General features: G+C 70.1%; 17 protein-coding genes. 12 read left to right on the plus strand and 5 right to left on the minus strand.

The genetic code is table 11. The features are described 5' to 3' along the window. Positions 1 to 23: 23 nt before the first annotated feature. The 6 genes from JNB61_RS00920 to mutM all read left to right on the plus strand — a co-directional run bounded on the left by JNB61_RS00920 (position 24) and on the right by mutM (position 5,207). Positions 24 to 2,186, plus strand: a complete 2,163-nt coding sequence (locus JNB61_RS00920; protein WP_220338497.1) for an ATP-dependent DNA helicase RecG — start codon at positions 24 to 26, stop codon at positions 2,184 to 2,186. Between the two features lie 42 nt (positions 2,187 to 2,228). Next, entirely contained in the window at positions 2,229 to 2,726 is a 498-nt protein-coding gene (gene coaD / locus JNB61_RS00925) for a pantetheine-phosphate adenylyltransferase (protein ID WP_220287359.1), read from the plus strand. Between the two features lie 94 nt (positions 2,727 to 2,820). Further along, positions 2,821 to 3,303, plus strand: coding sequence for a YceD family protein (locus JNB61_RS00930; RefSeq protein ID WP_222854981.1), 483 nt, complete (start codon positions 2,821 to 2,823; stop codon positions 3,301 to 3,303). A gap of 33 nt (positions 3,304 to 3,336) precedes the next feature. Further along, positions 3,337 to 3,546 carry a 50S ribosomal protein L32 gene (gene rpmF, locus JNB61_RS00935; protein ID WP_045297913.1) on the plus strand — a complete coding sequence of 70 codons (210 nt, stop codon included), beginning with the start codon at positions 3,337 to 3,339 and terminating at the stop codon, positions 3,544 to 3,546. A gap of 19 nt (positions 3,547 to 3,565) precedes the next feature. Next, a complete protein-coding gene (gene rnc / locus JNB61_RS00940; RefSeq protein WP_220338498.1) occupies positions 3,566 to 4,267 on the plus strand; it encodes a ribonuclease III in 702 nt (233 codons plus the stop codon). Further along, positions 4,260 to 5,207: a bifunctional DNA-formamidopyrimidine glycosylase/DNA-(apurinic or apyrimidinic site) lyase gene (mutM, locus tag JNB61_RS00945; RefSeq protein ID WP_220338499.1), complete on the plus strand. Its 948-nt coding sequence runs from the start codon at positions 4,260 to 4,262 to the stop codon at positions 5,205 to 5,207. Before rnc ends, mutM begins: the two co-directional genes overlap by 8 nt. Before the next feature lie 23 nt (positions 5,208 to 5,230). Here mutM and JNB61_RS00950 read toward each other — a convergent pair whose 3' ends face one another. The 3 genes from JNB61_RS00950 to JNB61_RS00960 form a co-directional block, all read right to left on the minus strand. Beyond that, positions 5,231 to 6,331 carry a GNAT family N-acetyltransferase gene (locus tag JNB61_RS00950; RefSeq protein ID WP_220338500.1) on the minus strand — a complete coding sequence of 367 codons (1,101 nt, stop codon included), beginning with the start codon at positions 6,329 to 6,331 and terminating at the stop codon, positions 5,231 to 5,233. Beyond that, entirely contained in the window at positions 6,324 to 7,406 is a 1,083-nt protein-coding gene (locus tag JNB61_RS00955; protein WP_220338501.1) for a GNAT family N-acetyltransferase, read from the minus strand. Before JNB61_RS00955 ends, JNB61_RS00950 begins: the two co-directional genes overlap by 8 nt. 83 nt (positions 7,407 to 7,489) lie before the next feature. Beyond that, positions 7,490 to 7,744 carry a hypothetical protein gene (locus tag JNB61_RS00960; RefSeq protein WP_220338502.1) on the minus strand — a complete coding sequence of 85 codons (255 nt, stop codon included), beginning with the start codon at positions 7,742 to 7,744 and terminating at the stop codon, positions 7,490 to 7,492. A 490-nt stretch (positions 7,745 to 8,234) separates the two neighbouring features. Between JNB61_RS00960 and smc the strand changes: the two genes are divergently transcribed. From smc to JNB61_RS00975, 3 genes are all read left to right on the plus strand, one after another. After that, positions 8,235 to 11,786: a chromosome segregation protein SMC gene (gene smc, locus JNB61_RS00965; protein ID WP_220338503.1), complete on the plus strand. Its 3,552-nt coding sequence runs from the start codon at positions 8,235 to 8,237 to the stop codon at positions 11,784 to 11,786. A gap of 20 nt (positions 11,787 to 11,806) precedes the next feature. Beyond that, the gene (gene ftsY / locus JNB61_RS00970) at positions 11,807 to 12,679 is read left to right on the plus strand and encodes a signal recognition particle-docking protein FtsY (RefSeq protein WP_159843747.1); all 873 of its coding nucleotides are present in this window, start codon (positions 11,807 to 11,809) and stop codon (positions 12,677 to 12,679) included. A gap of 80 nt (positions 12,680 to 12,759) precedes the next feature. Beyond that, on the plus strand, positions 12,760 to 13,260 hold the full coding sequence (locus JNB61_RS00975; RefSeq protein WP_159843749.1) for a DUF2004 domain-containing protein: 501 nt from the start codon (positions 12,760 to 12,762) through the stop codon (positions 13,258 to 13,260). An 8-nt stretch (positions 13,261 to 13,268) separates the two neighbouring features. On the opposite strand, the gene lipA is transcribed toward JNB61_RS00975, so the two are convergent. After that, entirely contained in the window at positions 13,269 to 14,324 is a 1,056-nt protein-coding gene (lipA, locus tag JNB61_RS00980; protein WP_223214559.1) for a lipoyl synthase, read from the minus strand. Next, positions 14,321 to 14,959 (minus strand): lipoyl(octanoyl) transferase LipB, encoded by a 639-nt coding sequence (gene lipB / locus JNB61_RS00985; RefSeq protein ID WP_159843751.1) that lies wholly within the window; start codon positions 14,957 to 14,959, stop codon positions 14,321 to 14,323. The genes lipA and lipB overlap by 4 nt, the downstream gene beginning before the upstream one ends. A 108-nt stretch (positions 14,960 to 15,067) precedes the next feature. Here lipB and JNB61_RS00990 point away from each other — a divergent pair, with 108 nt between their 5' ends. The 3 genes from JNB61_RS00990 to ffh all read left to right on the plus strand — a co-directional run bounded on the left by JNB61_RS00990 (position 15,068) and on the right by ffh (position 19,853). Further along, a complete protein-coding gene (locus JNB61_RS00990) occupies positions 15,068 to 16,060 on the plus strand; it encodes a TetR family transcriptional regulator (RefSeq protein WP_220338504.1) in 993 nt (330 codons plus the stop codon). A gap of 102 nt (positions 16,061 to 16,162) precedes the next feature. Continuing rightward, positions 16,163 to 18,232, plus strand: a complete 2,070-nt coding sequence (locus JNB61_RS00995; RefSeq protein WP_308291178.1) for an elongation factor G — start codon at positions 16,163 to 16,165, stop codon at positions 18,230 to 18,232. A 58-nt stretch (positions 18,233 to 18,290) separates the two neighbouring features. Further along, on the plus strand, positions 18,291 to 19,853 hold the full coding sequence (gene ffh / locus JNB61_RS01000) for a signal recognition particle protein (protein ID WP_220338505.1): 1,563 nt from the start codon (positions 18,291 to 18,293) through the stop codon (positions 19,851 to 19,853). Positions 19,854 to 19,874 lie beyond the last annotated feature (21 nt).

The raw sequence follows: 19,874 nt of genomic DNA on the forward strand, positions 1-19,874 counted from the left end.
CCGGTCGCTTCTAGACTCGTGGCGTGGCCTCCTTCACCCTCGACTCGAGCCTCGGCGGCGCGATCGGCGGCAAGACGGCGGCCGCCCTCGAGCGCGCCTTCGGCATGACGACGGTCGGCGACCTCCTCGTCCACTATCCGCGCCGCTACGCCCGCCGCGGTGAACTGACCCCGATCTCAACACTGCCGCTCGGCGAGCCGGTGACCATCGTCGCCGAGGTGCGCCGCGTCAGCGAGCGGCGTATGAAGAACCGGAACGGGTCGCTGCTCGAGGTCGTGATCAGCGACGGCAACGGCGAGATGTCGCTGACCTTCTTCAACCAGTCGTGGCGTGTGCGCGACCTGCAACCCGGACGGCAGGGCATCTTCGCGGGCAAGGTGGGCATCTACAAAGGCGTCCAGCAGCTCGCCCACCCCGATTACGAGCTCTTCGAGGACGCCGACACGGCGCGGCTGAAGGTGCAGGCGGACGCCAAACTGCCCATCCCGATCTATCCGGCCACGAGCACGGTCGCCAGCTGGCAGCTGCAGAAGACCGTGGAGCTCGTCCTCGACGGTCTCGGCGAGGTCCCCGACCCCCTCACCGAGGAGTTGCGTGCACGGCACGGGCTCGTCGACGCCCGCACCGCGATCGAGCACATCCACCGTCCGACCGACTTCGACCAGATCGAGCCGGCGCGCGCCACACTGCGCATGCAGGAGGCCTTCGTCCTCCAGGTGGCGCTCCTGCAGCAGCGGCAGTTCGTCCGGGCGCTGTCCGCGACCAAGCGGCCGCCGGGCTCACTGCTCGAACGCTTCGACGCGTCCCTGCCGTTCCCGCGCACCCCCGACCAGGTCGCAGTCGGCGACGACGTCGCGCGCGACCTCGAGGGCGACTGGCCCATGAACCGCCTGGTGCAGGGCGAGGTCGGCTCGGGCAAGACGCTGGTCGCGCTGCGGGCGATGCTGCAGGTCGCCCAGTCCGGTGGCCAATCGGCACTCATCGCGCCGACCGAAGTCCTGGCGGCGCAGCACGTGCGGTCGATCGCGCGGATGCTGGGACCTCAGCTCGCCCCCGAGCTCATGCCGACGCTCCTCACGGGGCAGCTTCCCGCGGCGGAGCGCCGGAAGGCAGCGCTGCGCGCCGCGTCGGGGCAGGCGCTCATCGTCGTCGGCACGCACGCGCTGCTGAGCGAGAGCACGACCTTCGCCGACCTCGGACTGGTCGTGGTCGACGAGCAGCACCGCTTCGGCGTCGAGCAGCGGGAGTCGCTGCGCGCCAAGGGATCCTCACCGCACGCGCTCGTGCTGACGGCGACGCCGATCCCGCGCACTGTGGCGATGACCGTGTTCGGCGATCTCGACGTCTCGACGATCCGCACGATGCCTGCCGGGCGCGCCGGGATCGAGACCTACGTCGCGCCGCTGGCGGAGCGCTCGAGCTGGTTCGGGCGCGTGTGGGAGCGCATCGCCGAAGAGGTCGCCCAGGGCCGTCAGGCGTTCGTCGTGTGCGCTGCCATCGACGCGGAGAAGCTCACCAAGGACGACACCGCAGACGAGCCTGCCGGCGACACCGGCGGCGAGGCGAGCCGCACCCGCTGGGGCGTCGTGCAGGTCGCGGACCTGCTGTCGAGGCATCCGTCGTTCTCCGACATCCGTGTCGAGATCCTGCACGGCAAGATGCCGTCGGAAGAGAAGGATGCCGTCATGCAGGCCTTCGCCCGCGGGGACGTCGACGTGCTCGTGGCGACGACGGTGGTCGAGGTGGGCGTCGACGTGCCGAACGCCTCGACGATGGCGATTCTCGAAGCCGACCGGTTCGGGGTGTCGCAGCTGCATCAGCTGCGCGGACGCGTCGGGCGCGGCGGGATCCCCGGGCTCTGCCTTCTCGTGACCGGGGCGCCGCTCGGCACGCCCGCGAGGGACAGAGTGGATGCCGTGGCCTCGACGCTCGACGGATTCGCGCTGGCCGAGATCGACCTGGAGCTCCGAGGCGAGGGCGACGTGCTCGGCGACGCACAGTCGGGTGCCCGGTCGTCGTTGCGACTGCTGCGCGTCGTGAAGGACGCCGACATCATCTCCGAGGCTCGCGTTGCGGCCGAGCAGGTGCTCGCCGAGGACCCGGCGCTGCTGCGGCATCCCGGACTCGCGGCGGCGCTCGAGCGCAACGTCGGAATGGCTGAGCGAGCGGCCCTCGCCAAGAACTGAGATCGTCGGAGCGCCGCGGCGCATCCCGCTAGGCTGGATCGCATGAGCAGCCGGATCGCCGTCGTCCCGGGATCGTTCGATCCGCCGACCCTCGGTCATCTGGACGTGATCCGCCGCGCCGCCTCGCTCTACGACCAGCTCCACGTGCTCGTCGTCCACAACCCCGGCAAGGAGGCGATGCTCCCGATCGCGCAGCGCCAGTCGCTGCTGGAGCAGTCGATCGCCGAGAGCGAGATCGAAGGCGATGTGATCGTCGCCTCGTGGAGCATGGGTCTTCTCGTGGACTACGCGACGGATGTCGGAGCCGGCGTGCTCGTGAAGGGCATCCGCTCGCAGGTCGATGTGGCGTACGAGACGCCGATGGCGATCGTGAACCGCCACCTCGCCCATGTCGAAACCGTCTTCCTGCTGCCGGATCCCGCCCACGCGCTCGTGTCGAGCTCGCTGGTGCGTCAGGTCGCATCCCTGGGCGGCGATGTGTCGCCGTTCGTGCCGCCCGCCGTGGCACGGTTCCTCGACACCGGCGCGCGCGGCCTCTGACCGAAACCGCGGCTAGGCTGGGGCCGTGGTCAGAAAGCATGTGACGGGTCCGTTCGTCCTCCCGGTCCGCGACATCGCACACCGCGCCGGAGAGATGCGCGAGCACACCCTCGAGGTGCCCGCTCCCGAGAAGTGGGGCGAAGGGCTCGTGGCGGTCGCCGAGGGTGAGCCTGTCGTCATCGACGTCCGCCTCGAGTCGGTGCACGAGGGCATTCTCGTCTCCGGAGAAGTCGACACCGAGTACACCGGGATCTGCAGCCGATGCCTCATCGACATCGCCGAGGGGCTCAAAGTCGAGTTTCAGGAGCTTTTCGCGTATCCTGGGGAGGAAGAAACTGACTTCGAGGTTCAAGACGACCACGTGGATCTTGAAACTCTGGTCAGGGAAGCGGTCGTCCTGTCGCTTCCGTTTCAGCCGGTGTGCCAGCCGGATTGCCCCGGACTCGATCCGGTCACAGGTGAGCGACTGGCCGAGAGCACCGGAACGCCGAAGAGCGAGCCTCTCGATCCACGATGGGCCGCGCTCCAGGACTTCACCACGAGCCACGACGACGATGCACCGCGCCCCCGCGGTTGACAGCGGCGTCGAGAACACAGAAGAGAGCTAGCCATGGCAGGTAACCCCCCGAAGCGGAAGGTCTCCCGCTCCAACACTCGCTCGCGTCGCGCGCAGTGGAAGGCCGAGGCCCCCACGCTCGTCAAGACCGTCGAGAACGGCAAGACCGTCTACAGCCGTCCGCACCAGGCGAAGGTCGTCACCGACTCGCAGGGCACCGAGCTGTTCCTCGAGTACAAGGGCCGCAAGGTCGCCGACGTCTGATCGTCGCGCACGGTCTGACGTGACAGACGTCGCAGCGGAGCGGACCACGCTCTCAGACCTCACACAGAAGCTCGGAGTCGATATCGACCCCGAGCTTCTGTCGCTGGCGCTGACGCATCGCTCGTGGGCATACGAGAACGGACAGGTTCCGCACAACGAGCGTCTCGAGTTCCTCGGGGACTCCGTGCTCGGTCTCGCCGTGACGGTGCGCCTGTTCACCGGCCATCCCGAGCTCGAAGAGGGCGCCCTCGCCAAGCGGCGCGCCGGCGTCGTCTCGACGGTGGCGCTCGCCGAGATCGCCCGGGGAATCGGCCTCGGCGCGCACCTCAAGCTCGGCCGGGGCGAGATCCTCACCGGCGGACGCGACAAGGACTCGATCCTCGCCGACACCATGGAGGCGATCTTCGGAGCGACCTACCTGTCGGCGGGGTCGGATGCCGCGACGGGCCTGGTGCTGCGACTCGTGGAGCCGCTGCTCGCCGACCCAGAGCGCTACGGTGCCGCGATGGATCCGAAGACGGCGCTGCAGGAGCTCGCCGCGCGTGGCGCGCTGCTGCCCCCGGCGTACGAGGTCACCTCCACCGGACCCGACCACGACCGCCGCTTCACGGCGATCGTGACGGTGGGCGACCTCTCGGCAGAGGGTACGGGCACCAGCAAGAAGCATGCCGAGATGGCCGCCGCGCTCACGGCGTGGCGAGCGCTCAGCGGGCGTGCCTGAGCTTCCCGAGGTCGAGGTCGTGCGCGCCGGCCTCGCTCCCGCTGTCACCGGTGCCCTCGTGATCGGGGTCACCGTGCTCGACGAGCGCGCGCTGACGCGACACGCCGGCGGCGGCGCGGACTTCGAATCGCGCCTGACCGGACGAGTCGTGAGCGCGGCCGCGCGCCGCGGCAAGTTCCTGTGGCTTCCGTTGCGGTCGGAGACCGACGGCGCCCCATCCGACGAGGCGGTGATCGGCCATCTGGGCATGAGCGGCCAGATGCTGCTGCGTGCTCCGGGTGCCGCGTCCGAGCGGCACGAGCGGGTGCGCATCGACCTCGCCCATCCGGCGCACGGAGAGCTGTCGGTCGTCTTCGCCGACCAGCGCACCTTCGGATCGCTGGCGATCGACGACCTCATCGCGACGCCCGACGCCGCGCCCGGCGGCTACGGGTGGGACGAGGCATCCGTCCCCGCTCAGGTGGCGCACATCGCGCGCGACCCGCTCGATCCGGCGTTCTCGGATGCGGGCTTCCGGCGCGCCCTCGCGCGCAAGGACTCGGCGATCAAGCGCGTGCTGCTCGACCAGACGGTCGTCAGCGGAGTCGGCAACATCTACGCCGACGAGTCGCTGTGGGCGGCGCGCATCCACCCCGAGACATCCGCTCGCGCTCTGCCCACCCGCGCGGTCAACCGCCTGCTGGGCGAGGTGCGCCACGTGCTCGAGAAGGCCCTGGCCGAAGGCGGCACGAGCTTCGATGCGCAGTACGTCAACGTCAACGGTCAGGCCGGCTACTTCGCTCACTCGCTCAACGCGTACGGCCGCACCGGGGAGCCATGCCCCCGATGCGGCCGTCCGATCGTGCGCGTGTCGTTCACCAATCGCTCGAGCCACTTCTGCGCGCACTGCCAGCGGGTGCCGCGCCCGGCTGTGGACGGACCGGGCACGGCACACGTCTGATTCGCTCCGGCGTGCGCCGGGGATCAGAGCTCGAGCACCTTCTTCCACGCGCCGGCGTACGAGGCCGGCACGAAGCCGATGGCCTCGTTGATGTCGAGCATGTGGCGATTCTCTTCGGCGTTGAACGTCGAGACGCGCGGAGACTCCGGCACGAGTTCGCGCCAGCGGAGCAGGTTCGCGCACTTGACGATCGTGCCGAGCCGGTGACCACGGTGCTCCTTCACGACGAGCGTGCCGTACTGCTGCGTCGCGCCGGAGCGGTCCTCGCCGATCACGAGCTCGTTGTACGCGGCGACCCGTCCCGTCGGCACGTGGAGCACCGCGGCCACCGAGACGGTGAGCCCCTGAGCCTTCAGCCGGGCGTCACGACGCTCGACGCGCGCGGCGTCCCAGTGCTGCTCGTCGATGACGAGGCCACCGGCCGGCACGTCCGTCGACATGCGCGACAGCGCGTACGCGTAGCCGTCGATGTACTCGGAAGGTGTCGGCGACGTCCACTGGATCGGCCGGTAGTCGTCGCCCGCGATCGCGACGGCCTCCGCGAGCATGCGCTCGACGAGGGAGAAGTCGCCCGTGAGGTCGAACACGCTGTTGCGCTCCACCTGCTCGAGCGTGAACCCGTTCGCCAGCTGGAACTTCGTCTGCGCGTCCTCAGCCGGGATCGCCCCCCAGCCCGTGGACGGCTGAAGACGCGGGCCCCCAGCATCCGGTCGATGAAGCGTCCATGTCTGGATCGTGGCGAATCCGCGTTCGCGCGCCTCGCGCTCGACCTCGGCGAGCAGCAGCTCCTCGAGGCCGCGCCCGCGGTGCGGCGGGTCGACCATGAGGTCGAACTCGACCGTGCTCGCGTCCGCCTCGTTCGAGATCATGAGCTTCACGGCCCCGAGCACCTCGTCGCCGCGCATCGCCGCGAATCCGAGCTGAGTCCAGTCGGTCTGGTCCTGCCAGAACCCGAGCATCTCGTCGGGCTCCTCGCGCAGGTAGTCGTGTCCGGCGTCCTCGAGGCAGACCGCGTTGGCGATCCGCACCATCTCGACGAACACGCGGGCGTCGGCCGCCTCCGTCGTTTCGGGGACGACGATCCGCTGGACGGTCACGACGCCGGTCTCGGCCAGATCAGTCATCGAGCACCTTCTTCCATGCACCCTCGTATGCGATGGGCGCGAAGCCGATCGCCTCGTTGATGTCCAGCATGGGCCGGTTCTCCTCTGCGTTGTAGGTGATGACGCGCGCCGAGTGCGGCGCGATCTCGCGCCAGGACAGGAGCCCCGCGCACTTCACGAGCGTTCCGAGCTTGTGCCCGCGGTGCTCTTTGAGGACGAGGGTGTCCTCCTGGTGGGATGCCTCGGTGCGGTCCTTGCCGATCACCAGCTCGTTGAACGCGCACAGCTCGCCGGTCTCGATGTGCTGGGCGGCGGTGACCTGGATGGTGCGCCCCGACGAGGTGTACCGCGCATCGTGCTCGGCGATGCGCGCGGCATCCCACGTCTCCTCGTCGAACTCGAGCGCGGCGGCGGGGGCATCGGTCGACATGCGGGACTTCATCCACGCGTAGCCGGCGATGTACTCCTCCGGCGTCGGTGCGGACCACTGGACGAGGCGGTAGGCAGGCGATGCTGCCTGCGCCTCTGCAAGGAGCCGCTCGACGCCCTCGAACGAGCCGGTGAGGTCGAAGGCGCTGTTGCGCTCGACCTGCTCGAGCGTGTAGCCGTGGCGGAGGTAGAACCGCGCGACGTGATCCTCGGGGATCTCGCCGAAACCGGTCGGGGGCGCGAGCTGCGGACCCGGCGCGGCCGGGTGCTCGGCCCAGGACTGCAGCACCGTGCGGCCATGCTCGCGCGCTGTGCGCTCGACGAGCTCGTACGCCGCGGAGCCGATGCCGCGACCCCAAGACTTGCGGAGCAGCTCGATGAGCCAGAAGGCGGCGGTCGAGCCTTCCTCGTGCGGGATGTCTATGCCGATACGGCCGACGATGGCGCCGTCGTCGACGATCACCCAGCTGAGGCGGGTCTCGTACTGCGAGGGCTGGTAGTGCGGGAGCAGTTCATCGGCGGTGATCCGGTGGTCGTCGTGCCCCGAGATCTCGCGGTAGATGAGGTTGCGCACGCGCACCATCTCGACGAAGTCGGCGGCGTCGGGGGCGTCGATGGAGGCGGGTACGACGAGGGGGCGGAACTCCAACCCCGTGATGGTGGTCATGTCGATGCGTCCTTGCGGTGTCGATGGGTGTGGTTCAGGGGTGGGGTCCGCCGCCCGGGTGCGGGCGGCGGACCCGGTGGCCGTCACGGCCGGGGTGCGAGGGCGGCCTCGCGGAGGTAGGCGCGTTCGCGCTGCGCGGTGGACTCCTGGTGCCGGTACGCCTGCGCGTGCCGGCGGCGGTCGTCCGCGAGCCGCGGCGTGCGGGTGCTCCACAGCAGCAGCCACAGGCCCAGGTGCAGGGCGAGGCGGTCCAGGAGCGAGGTGCGGGTGTCGCGGCTCGGCAGCCGCAGCGTATCGGGAAGGCCCGAGGGGCGCTGCGGCGCAAGGAGAGTGTTCATGATTGCTCTTTCCAGATGGGAGTGATGCCTCGAGCGGACGCTCGGAGGCGGGGATGCCGTGCCGCAGCACGACGGGACGAGATCGCAGGGGGAGCGCGCTCAGCACCACGAAGCGGGTGCGGCGCAGCAGACGTTGGATGCCCGCAAACGGGCAGACTCGTCCCCTGCGGGGATCAGATGGCGGCGGGGAAGCGGCCGCTCAGCACAGCGCCGAAGGAGACGGTCCCCGACGCGACGGCACGAATCGCTCCGCCATCACGGGCGGCGATTCCGGTTGGAGTCATCAGCATCATCGGGGGACCTCCTTTCTCGACTTCAGACGCAGAGAGTGACGTTAGCGGGTGCGGAGCACCCGCGTCAAGCTTTCTCGCAGATTCGGTGATCCCATGGCGTGTCGCGGGATCCACACGCGCCACGGCCGGTCTTCCGGGCGCGTGTGCGACGCTCCGGTAGCGTAGGCGGGTAAACGACCAGGGTGGAAGGCGAATCCATGCACCTGAAGAGCGTGACGCTCAAAGGGTTCAAGTCGTTCGCCCAGCCGACGACCTTCGCCCTCGAACCCGGGGTGACGTGCATCGTCGGCCCCAACGGCTCGGGCAAGTCCAATGTCGTCGACGCGCTCGCGTGGGTGATGGGGGAGCAGGGCGCCAAGACGCTGCGCGGCGGCAAGATGGAGGACGTCATCTTCGCCGGCACGGCGACGCGCGGGCCGCTCGGCCGCGCCGAGGTGCAGCTCACGATCGACAACAGCGACGGCGCACTGCCGATCGAGTACTCCGAGGTCACGATCAGCCGGACCCTGTTCCGCAACGGCTCGAGCGAGTACGCGATCAACGGCGAATCGTGCCGCCTGCTGGACGTGCAGGAGCTGCTGAGCGATTCCGGTCTCGGTCGCGAGATGCACGTGATCGTGGGCCAGGGCCGCCTCGACAGCGTGCTGCAGGCGACGCCCGAAGACCGCCGGGGATTCATCGAAGAGGCGGCCGGCATCCTCAAGCACCGCCGGCGCAAGGAGAAGACCCTCCGCAAGCTCGACGCGATGGAAGCGAATCTCACGCGCCTGAGCGACCTCGCCGGGGAGTTGCGCCGGCAGCTGAAGCCGCTCGGCCGGCAGGCGGAGATCGCCCGGGAGGCGGCGACGATCGCCGCCGTCGTACGCGACGCGAAGGCGCGTCTTCTGGCTGACGAGATCGTGGGCCTGCGCGCCGAGCTCGCCTCGCACGCGCGGAGCGAGCATGAGCGGCACGCCGAGCGCATGTTGCTGCAGGAGAGGCTCGAAAACGCCCGCGCGCGCATCGAGCAGCTCGAGGCAGACCAGCGTTCGGAGAGTGTGGACAGGGCGCGGCGTGTGGCCTTCGGGCTCGAACGGGTGCAGGAGCGCCTGCGCGGGCTCTACGCCCTGGCCGGTCAGCGGCTCGCTCTTCTCGGCGACGCCGAAGACGAGGACCGCATCGAGCTGACGACGGTCTCGCAGGCGATGATCGACGAGGCACGCGCGGAGATCGACGACGTCTCGGACGGCCTCGGCGCCGCGCAGGATGCCGCCGCCGAGGCCGCTCGCGCCGTCGTGCGCGCCCGTGCCGAGCTCGACGCGCTCGATGTCGACATCGCCGCGCAGAGCGCGCTCGTCTCGGAGCATGACATGCGCATCACCGCGCTGCGCGGCACCGCAGAGGCCGCCGCTTCCGCCCTCGCGGCCGTGCGCACTGCAGTGGAACGCCAGCAGAAGGCGCTGGACGCCGCGCTCGCTCGCCGGGCGGAGGCCGAAGAGATCCTCGCCGGCGTCGACCCCGACCTCGTGCCCGAGGAGTCTTCTGCCGACCACGCCGCCGCTTACGAGCGGGCGCAGCGCGATGCCGCTGAGACCGAGTCGACGGTCTCGTCGCTTCGAGAGCGCCTGCACGCTGCAGAGCGCGAGCGCGAGGCGCTGACGGCGCAGACGGCCGCTCTGAGCCGGGCGCTCGATGTGAAGAACGGCGCCTCGTCGCTCATCGCCGAGGGGCGCCCCGGCGTCTACGGGCTCGTGGGCGATGCGGTCCAGGTCAAGCCCGGATTCGAGGCCGCGATCGCGGCGGTGCTGGGTTCGATCGCCGAGGGGGTTCTCGTCGAGGACCGGGAGAGCGCGTTCGCCGTGGCCGATGCTGCCCGTGACGCCGAAGCGGGGGTGGTCGACATCGTGATCGCCTCGGCCGGCGGGATGCGCCCGCCGTTTCCCGCCCTGCGCGGGGTGGTGCCGGCGCAGGGCGTCGTGACGGCTCCCGAGGGCGTGCTGGGCCTGCTGTCGTACGTCGTCATCGCCGACGACCTCGACGCCGCACGTGCCGCCGGCCCCGAGCTTGCGAAGGCTGAGCTCGGCGGCCCGATCACCGTGGTCACGCGCCGCGGCGAGGTGTACACCGAGTACTCCCTCCGTGCGGGTGCGGGGGCCTCGCGATCGCGACTGGAGCTCGCGGCGGAACGGGATGCTGCGGCCGACCGCCGCGACGAGATCGCCGTCGTGGCGGACTCACTGCGGGAAGCGCTGACCGAGGCGACCGGAGAGCTCGAGTCGGCACGCCTGCGCACCAAGACGACGCTCGCGACCCTTCGCGAGCATGACGCCGCCCTGGCCGCTCACGCCGAGCTGGTCAACCGGGCAGTGGTGCGGCACGAGGCCGCCGTCGCCGAATGCGAGCGCCTGGCCGCCGGACTCGCGCAGGCGGCTGCGACGGTCGAGGAGGCCGAGGCGTCAGCGCGGTCCGCGGAGGACCAGCTCACCTCGGCGCTCGAAGCTCCTCGTCCGATTCTCGATGCCTCGGCGCGCGAAGGAATGCTCGCGGCTCTCGAAGAGGCCCGCGACAGCGAGATGCGCGCCCGCCTCGACGTCGAGACGCTCCGCGAACGCATCCGGGCTGGCGAAGCGCGCGTCGCCGGCCTGGAGCGCCAGCGCGAGCGCGAACGCGAAGCCGCCGCCGAGGCGGCCCGTCGCGCCGTGGTCCGCCGCGCCCAGCGCGAGATCGCCGCGGGTGTCGCGGGTCAGCTGCCCGCCGTCATCGACTCGGTCGACCGCTCGCTCGCGCAGGCGCGCGCCGACCTCGCTGCCGCGGAATCGGAGCGCACCGCGGTCACCGCTGAGCTCGCTGAGCTCCGTGCGCAGGAGAACAGCGTCCGCGAGCGGCTCGCCGGGCTCACCGAGAGCGTGCACAGCCTCGAGCTGCAGATCCACGAGAAGCGTCTCCACGTCACGGGACTGCTCGAACGGGTGCAGTCCGAGCTGGGGCTCCACGAGGACATTCTCATTTCGGAATATGGCCCGGATCAGCCCGTTCCGTTCGATCCAGCCGCTCAGCCCGAACCTGAGGACGGCGACGGACCCGCGGGGCCGGCATCCGTTGCATTCGATCGCGCGCAGCAGCGCCGACGCCTGCAGGAGGCTGAGCGCAAGCTCGCTCAGCTCGGCCGGGTGAACCCGCTCGCGCTGGAGGAGTTCGAGGCTCTGGAGCAGCGTCATAAGTTCATGACCGAGCAACTCGCGGATCTGACCCAGACCCGCAAGGATCTCCTGACGATCATCGAAGAGCTCGACGAGCGCATGCAGATCATCTTCCTGGCGGCGTTCGAGGACACGAAGACCGCGTTCGGCGAGGTGTTCCCGATCCTGTTCCCGGGCGGAACAGGGTCGATCGCCCTCACGGATCCCGACTCACCGCTCACCACGGGGATCGAGGTGGCCGTCCGTCCGGTCGGCAAGAAGATCGAGCGTCTCTCCCTGCTGTCGGGCGGAGAGCGCTCCCTCGCGGCGGTGGCGCTGCTCACGGCGATCTTCAAGGCGCGCCCCAGCCCCTTCTACATCCTCGACGAAGTCGAAGCCGCGCTCGACGATGCCAACCTCGGACGTCTCCTGGGCGTCTTCGAGCAGCTGCGCGCCTCGAGCCAGCTCATCGTCATCACCCACCAGAAGCGCACGATGGAGATCGCCGACGCGCTCTACGGCGTGTCGATGCGCCAGGACGGTGTGTCGGCCGTGGTGGGTCAGCGCATCGCCGAACGCGCCGCCTCCTGACCGACCCTAGGCTTAGACGCATGGCAGAGAGCTCCTGGTCGCTCGGTCGCGCACTGCGCGGCATGTTCGTCAAGCCCACGATCGACGAGACCACGTGGGACGACCTCGAGACGGCGCTGCTCACCGCCGACTTCGGCCCGGACATCACCGAGCGCATCGTCGACGAACTGCGCGAGAAGGTGGAGCGCTACCGCACCACTGATCCGAAAGACCTGCAGCGCATGCTGAAGGAGACGCTCGAGGAGCACTTCGCGAAGTTCGACACCACGCTGCGCCTCACCGAGCGACCCGCGGTCGTGCTCGTCGTCGGCGTGAACGGCGTCGGCAAGACCACCACGATCGGCAAGTTCGCGAAGTTCCTGCAGCGTTACGGCCGCTCGGTGGTGGTCGGCGCGGCCGACACCTTCCGTGCAGCGGCTGTGGACCAGCTGGCGACGTGGGCAGAACGCGGCGGCGCGACGATCGTCCGACCGCAGCAGGAAGGTCAGGATCCGGCATCCGTCGCCTTCCAGACCATCGAGTACGCGAAGAGGACCAACACGGAGATCGTCCTCGTCGACACCGCCGGGCGCCTGCACACCAAGGGCGGTCTCATGGACGAGCTGACGAAGATCCGTCGCGTGATCGAGAAGCAGGCGCCGATCAGTGAGGTGCTGCTCGTGCTCGACGCCACGACGGGACAGAACGGGGTGATGCAGGCCCAGGCCTTCCTCGAGCACGCCGGCGTCACCGGTCTCGTCCTCACCAAGCTCGACGGCTCCGCCAAGGGCGGGTTCGTCCTGGCGGTGCAGGAGCGCACCGGGATCCCGGTGAAGCTGCTGGGTCAGGGCGAGGGCATCGGAGACCTCACGGGCTTCACCCCGCACGTGTTCGCGGCGTCCCTCGTCGACTGAATCGCCCGCGGATCCGACCGAATCCGCGCCATGCCGGGTTCGGGCTATCGCCGACGCGCTCGTTGCGGTTTCATGGGGTCATGGCGATCGAGCACGACTACTTCGGACTCCTGGAATCGGGGCCTGACGGATCGATCTTCTGGTCGGAGAACGTCGAACTGGGAGACCAGTCCGTCACGGTGGACCTCACGGCTCCTGACCAGGACGACGTGTCGGAGGCGGCCCTCGATGTGGCTGCCGCGCTCATCTCGTCGATCGAGGACATCGACCGCAGCGCCCGCAACGCGATGGTCAATGAGCTGAGCGACCGCACCAGCGAGGTGACCGAGTACATCCTGCAGCAGCAGGAGGCTCTCGGCGACGCCCTCGAAGACACCCTGGTCGACATCTCGGGCGATGTGCACATCGACGTGATCCGCTCGCTGCAGCTGATGAGCATGACGATCCTCGCCGACGAGCACGGGGGTTCCGACCCGTTCGCCGTGCTGGAGTACGCGCTCGACCCCGACGCCACCGACGACGTGCTGCTGGTGAACCTCGACTCCGATGGCGGCGTGCTGTCGGTGACGAGCGCCGACTAGCGTCCGGTTCAGACCGCCTGCGCGAACCCGCGCTCGACGTGCACGTCCTCGGCGATATGCGCCAGGTGCGGCGGGATCTCCCGTCCCTTCGAGATCATCGACTGCGCCCAGAGGCGCCCTGCGCGGTACGACGAGCGCACGAGCGGGCCGGCGAGCACGCCGAGGAACCCGATGCGCTCGGCCTCCTCCTTGAACTCGACGAACTCCTGCGGCTTGACCCAGCGCGCCACCGGAAGGTGACGCGGCGAGGGGCGCAGGTACTGCGTGATGGTGATGATATCGGTGCCCGCGCCGTGAAGGTCCTCCAGCGCCTGCACGACCTCCTCCGGCTCTTCACCCATGCCCAGGATGAGGTTCGACTTCGTGATCAATCCGGCGTCGCGGGCCTGCGTGAGCACGTCCAGCGAGCGCTCGTACCGGAACGCCGGGCGGATCCGCTTGAAGATGCGCGGCACCGTCTCCACGTTGTGCGCGAAGACCTCGGGACGGCTGTCGAACACCTCGCCGAGCAGCGCCGGGTCGCCGTTGAAGTCCGTCGCGAGGATCTCCACGCCCGTGTTCGGGTTGGCGGCGTGAATCGCACGGACGGTCTCGGCGTGCAGCCACGCTCCGCCGTCGGGCAGGTCGTCGCGGGCGACTCCCGTGACGGTGGCATAGCGGAGGTTCATGCGCACGACGCTCTCGGCGACGCGGCGGGGCTCGTCCGTGTCGTAGTCGGCGGGCTTGCCGGTGTCGATCTGGCAGAAGTCGCAGCGGCGCGTGCACTGCGAGCCTCCGATGAGGAAGGTCGCCTCGCGGTCCTCCCAGCACTCGTAGATGTTCGGGCAGCCGGCCTCCTGGCAGACCGTGTGCAGCTCCTCGGTCTTCACGAGTGAATGCAGGGCCTGGTACTCCGGCCCCATCTTGGCCCGCGTCTTGATCCACTCGGGCTTGCGCTCGATCGGCGTCTGCGCGTTGCGGACCTCCAGGCGCAGGAGCTTGCGGCCCTCGGGCGCGGAGGATGGCACGGATGCTGCGGCCGGGGCGCCTGCGGCTCCTCCGGCAGAACCGGCGCAGGCGCTCATGCCGGCACCCCCGCGAAGTCGTCGGCGAAGATCCGCGAGACGGTATCGATCACATCGCTCGGGGAGATGTCGGCGCCGGCGATCTCGCTGACCGTCGTGACTCCGGCATCCGTGATTCCGCAAGGTATGATCCCGCGGAAGCCTGCCAGCGAGTTGTCGCAGTTCAGCGCGAAGCCGTGCATCGTGACGCCGCGCTGTACGCGCACGCCGATGGCGGCGACTTTGTCTTCGCCGAGCGGTCGGCGCACCCACACGCCGCTGCGCCCCTCGACGCGGTAGCCGTCGATGTCGAACTCGCCTAGTGCATCGATGAGCAGCTGTTCGAGGCGGCGCACGTGTGCGACCACGTCCACCGGCTCGGTGAGGCGCACGATCGGGTACCCGACGAGTTGTCCGGGCCCATGCCACGTGATCTTCCCGCCACGGTCGACATCGACCACGGGCGTTCCATCGCTGGGCCGCTCGTGGCGGGCGGTGCGGGCACCGGCCGTGTACACCGGCTCATGCTCGAGCAGCAGGAGCGTGTCGGGGAGGGTGCCCGCGACGACGTCCGCGTGGATGCTGCGCTGCAGCGCCCATCCATCGAGGTAGGGCACATAGTCGGGGGAGAGGCCGACGGTACGGATGTCGAGCATCGTGCTCCTTCGTTCCTTCGCTCGTGGCGATTGATGGATCGCGTCCAACAATACATCCGGCGACCTGGCCCCGGGACCGCCGAGGGACGCGGCCCATAGGGTGGCTTCATGTCCACCGAGCCGCGCGCGGGGCGCCCCAAGGCGTCGTCGCGCGAGACGATCGCCGAGGCCGCCTGCGAGCTCTTCCTCGAGCAGGGGTACGAGCAGACGTCGATCAGCGACATCGCCCGTCGTGCCGGCGTCAGCCGGTCCAGCTTCTTCAACTACTTCTCGTCGAAGTCCGACGTGCTCTGGGCGGGACTGGACGAGAGGCTCGCGACCTTCGAGCACCGACTCGAGGGAGCGGACGGAAAGGGCGCAGCCGCGGTGCGCGCCGCGACGCTGGCCATCGCCGACTCCTTCGCCCCCGACAGCCTCGCCCTCGGCATCGTGAACGCGACCGCGATGGGTCTCGAGGCGGAGTACGAGCGGGATGCGGCCCTGCGGCGGGCGCGGGTGGCGCGAGCGGTCGCCGCGCGCCTTCTGCGCGACGGCGCAGACCGTGTCGGTGCCGAGGTCGCCGGAGCGGCGTGGGGCGGTGCCGTCCTCGCCGCCATCGAGGCATGGGCACACGACGGCGCCGGGCGCACGTCACTGGCGCGGTTCCTGTCGCTCGCCGCCGATGCGGCGGCGCCGGTGTCGTCCGCGACGACGGCGGGGGAGGTCGCGCAGCTCCGCGTCGTGGTGCAGGCCGCCGCCTTCGAGCAGACCCTCGCGTTCTATCGCGACGTCGTGGGGATGCCTCAGGCCGAGGCGTACAAGGCGGAAGGCGGTGCCCGTGTCGCCATCCTGGCAGCCGGTCGTGCGACCCTCGAGATCGCCAATCCCGCGCAGGTCGAGTTCATCGACCGCGTCGAGACCGACGGCGATGCACCGAGCGACCGGATACGCCTCGCTTTCGAGGTGGCCGACACCGCGAGTGCCGCCTCACGACTGGCCGACGCGGGAGCCGAGGTCGAGGCATCTCCTCGCCAGACGCCCTGGCGCTCGGTCAACGCACGCCTGCGCGGTCCCGCCGGACTGCAGCTCACGCTCTTCCAGGAGCTCGGCCCCGCGGAGTGACCTGCCGCGCCTGCTCGGGACTCTTTCGGCCGGCGTCCTCTGGCAGCCGCCTCCGAGACGGTGCACGATGGTGGCCAGCGCACACCGTCGTGGGAGGTCACCGTGGAATCGGCATCCGCACACCCCTTGCACTGCTCCGTCGCCCTGATCGGCGCGACGGGATCGGGGAAGACGATGCTGGCGGAGGCGCTGCTCCACCGCGCGGGGGCGATCTCGCGACGCGGGTCGATCGAGCAGGGCACGACGGTGTGCGACCACGAACCCGAGGAGATCGCGCGCCACACGACGCTCGGCCTGACGCCGGCATGGCTGTCGTGGCGATTCGACGATGCGGACTGCGGCATCACGCTCATCGACACACCCGGACATCCGGACTTCGTGGGCGCCGTCGACGCGGCGCTCGCGGTGGCCGATGTGGCGGTCCTCGTCGTCAGCGCCATCGACGGCGTGACCGCCGGCGCACGCGCCGCGTGGTCCGCCGCCTCGGCCGCCGGCGTCGCACGGGTCGTCGTCGTGACGCAGGAGGACCGTGCGCGGGCCTCGTTCCGCGCCGTGCTCGAGCAGCTTCACCGGGAGCTCGGCGACCGCATCTGGGCGCTCGAACTCCCCGTGGGAGAGGCGCAGTCCTTTCAAGGCGTCGCCGACGTGCTGACCGAGCGGGCTGTGCTCTACGACGACGACGGCGGTCATCACGAAGAGCCCGTGCCTGCCGACCTCGCGGAGGAGGAGCACCTCCTGCATCAGGAGGTCACCGAGGAGATCGTGTCGCGCGACGACGAACAGCTCGAGGCATACCTCGAGGGGCACGAGCCGCCGGCGGCAGAACTCGGGCGCAGTCTCGCTCGCACCGTCGCCGCGGGCGAGGGCGTGCCCGTGGTCGTGTGCTCAGCCGCGACGGGTACCGGAGTCGACCGCGTTCTGGATCTCCTGTGCGAGCTCGCCCCTGCCGTGGCCGATCGGGACAGCAGCATCGTGCTGGGGGTGGACGAGGACGGCGGAGGAGGCAGCGAGCACAGAGTGAAGCCCGACCCCGCGGGCGACAAGCTGGTTCACGTCTTCCGCACGGTGGCCGACCCGTTCGTCGGGCAGATCGCCATGCTGAAGGTGCTGTCCGGAGTCCTGCGACCTGGCGACCGGCTGCGCAACGCGACGACCGGCGTCGAGGAGCGGATGCCGGGGCTGTTCCGGCTTCGGGGCGCCGATCATCTCCCGGTGGATGCGTTGGGTCCCGGCGAGATCGGCGCCGTCGCCAAGCTCGCCGGCACGCCGTCCGGGTCCCTGCTGTGGAGTCGAACGCAGACGAACGCGCGTCCTGCGCGGCTGCCGGCTCGGCCACCCGTGTTCGCGATGAGCCTCCAGCCGGTGTCACAGTCGGACGACACGAAGCTCACGACCGCCCTCGCCCGCCTCGTCGCGGAGGACCCCACGCTCGTCGTGGATCGCGCGGGATCGGACACCATCCTGCGCGGGCTCGGCGACACGCATGTGGCGGTCGCCGTGGAGCGGCTGGCTCGCGTGCTCGGCGTGCATGTCACAACCGGCCCGGCGCCCGTGGCCTACCGGGAGACGATCGCGCACGGCGCGGCGGCCGAGGGAAAGCTCAAGAAGCAGTCGGGCGGACACGGGCAGTTCGCCGTCGTCATGCTGAGGGTCGCTCCACTGCCTCCGGGCGGCGGCTTCGAGTTCGTCGATTCCGTCGTCGGCGGCGCCGTGCCGCGCTCGTACATCCCGGCCGTCGAGAAGGGCGTGCGCGACGCGCTCGCCGCCGGGGGCACGCTCGGGCATCCCGTCGTCGACGTGCGTGTCGAGCTCTTCGACGGCAAGTCCCACTCCGTCGACTCGTCGGAGATGGCCTTCCGCACGGCCGCGGCCATGGGGGTCAAGGCCGCGCTCGTGCAAGCGGGCGCGGTGCTGCTCGAACCGGTCTCCACCGTCGTCGTCACCGTCCCGGCCGCGGCGCAGGGGCAGGTGCTGACGGACCTCTCCGGCAGGCGCGGCCGCGTACTCGGAACGGAGACGGACGCGGACGGACGCACCCGCGTCATCGCCACCGTTCCCGACGCGGAGCTCGCGCGCTACGTACTCGACCTGCGCGCGCTCACCGGCGGTCAGGCGGAGCTGACCCTCACGCCCCAGGGATACGAGCGTGCGCCGGAGGGTGCGCGGGCGTGACGCCGAGGGGAGAGTCCACGGCGAAGCACGCGGCGCGCTCCCGTAGAATCGGGGCATCATGGCGACTTTCGGCACCCTCTCCGACCGGCTCACCGAGACCTTCCGCAACCTCCGCACCAAGGGCAAGCTCACGCCCGCGGACGTCGACGGCACGGTGCGCGAGATCCGGCGCGCCCTGCTCGACGCCGACGTGGCGCTGCCCGTCGTCAAGGAGTTCACCGCCAAGGTGCGCGAGCGCGCCCTCGGCGACGAGGTCAACAAGGCGCTGAATCCCGCGCAGCAGGTCGTGCAGATCGTCAACGAGGAGCTCATCGCCATCCTCGGCGGCGAGCAGCGCCGGCTGCAGTTCGCGAAGAACCCGCCGACGGTGATCATGCTCGCGGGTCTGCAGGGTTCGGGAAAGACCACGTTCGCCGGCAAGCTCGCCAAGATGCTCGAGAAGGACGGCCACACGCCGCTCCTGATCGCCGCCGACCTCCAGCGCCCCAATGCCGTCAATCAGCTGCAGGTCGTCGCCGAGCGCGCCGGTGCCGCGATCTACGCCCCGGAGCCGGGCAACGGCGTGGGAGACCCGGTCAGGGTCGCCCGGGACGGCGTCGAGGTCGCGCGCCGGCAGCAGCACGACATCGTCATCATCGACACCGCCGGCCGCCTCGGCGTGGACGCCGAGCTGATGAAGCAGGCCGCCGACATCCGCAGGGCGACCGATCCGGACGAGGTGCTGTTCGTCATCGACGCGATGATCGGTCAGGATGCCGTCAACACGGCGAAGGCCTTCCAGGACGGCGTCGACTTCACCGGTGTCGTGCTCTCGAAGCTCGACGGCGACGCCCGCGGTGGCGCGGCGCTGTCTGTGGCTTCGGTGACCGGCCGCCCGATCATCTTCGCTTCCACGGGTGAGGGACTCGACGATCTCGAGGCGTTCCATCCCGACCGCATGGCGTCGCGCATCCTCGACCTCGGTGACATCCTGACCCTGATCGAGCAGGCGCAGCAGGCGTTCGACGAGGCCGAGGCGCTCAAGGTCGCCGAGAAGCTGGCGACCGAGCAGTTCACTCTCGAGGACTTCCTCGAGCAGATGCAGCAGATGCGCAAGATGGGCTCGATGAAGAAGATGCTCGGGATGCTCCCGGGCATGGGCTCGATGAAACAGCAGCTCGACGACTTCGACGAGCGCGAGATCGACCGCACCGAGGCGATCATCCGTTCGATGACCCCCGCGGAACGTCGCAACACCAAACTCCTCAACGGCTCGCGTCGCCTGCGCATCGCGCGCGGTTCGGGTATGACCGTGACCGACGTCAACCAGCTCGTGCAGCGCTTCGACCAGGCTGCGAAGATGATGAAGACCGTCGCTCGCGGCGGGGTTCCCAACATCCCCGGCATGGGTCCGATCCCGGGCGCCGGGCGTCCGGGAGCGTCGTCCAAGCGCGGCAAGCAGCAGAAGGCGAAGGGCTCGCGCTCGGGCAACCCGGCCAAGCGCGCCGCCGAGAACGCCGGCATCGCGGCTCAGGCCGCCGAAGCCCCGTCCGGCTCGGGCTTCGGTCTCGGCGGAGGTGCGAAGGGCGCTCCCACGGAGGCCGACCTCGCCGAGCTGCAGAAGATGCTCGGCCGCGGCTGACGCCGGAGGGGACGGATGCCG

This window comes from Microbacterium ureisolvens, assembly GCF_019511645.1.
GTDB lineage: Bacteria > Actinomycetota > Actinomycetes > Actinomycetales > Microbacteriaceae > Microbacterium > Microbacterium ureisolvens_A.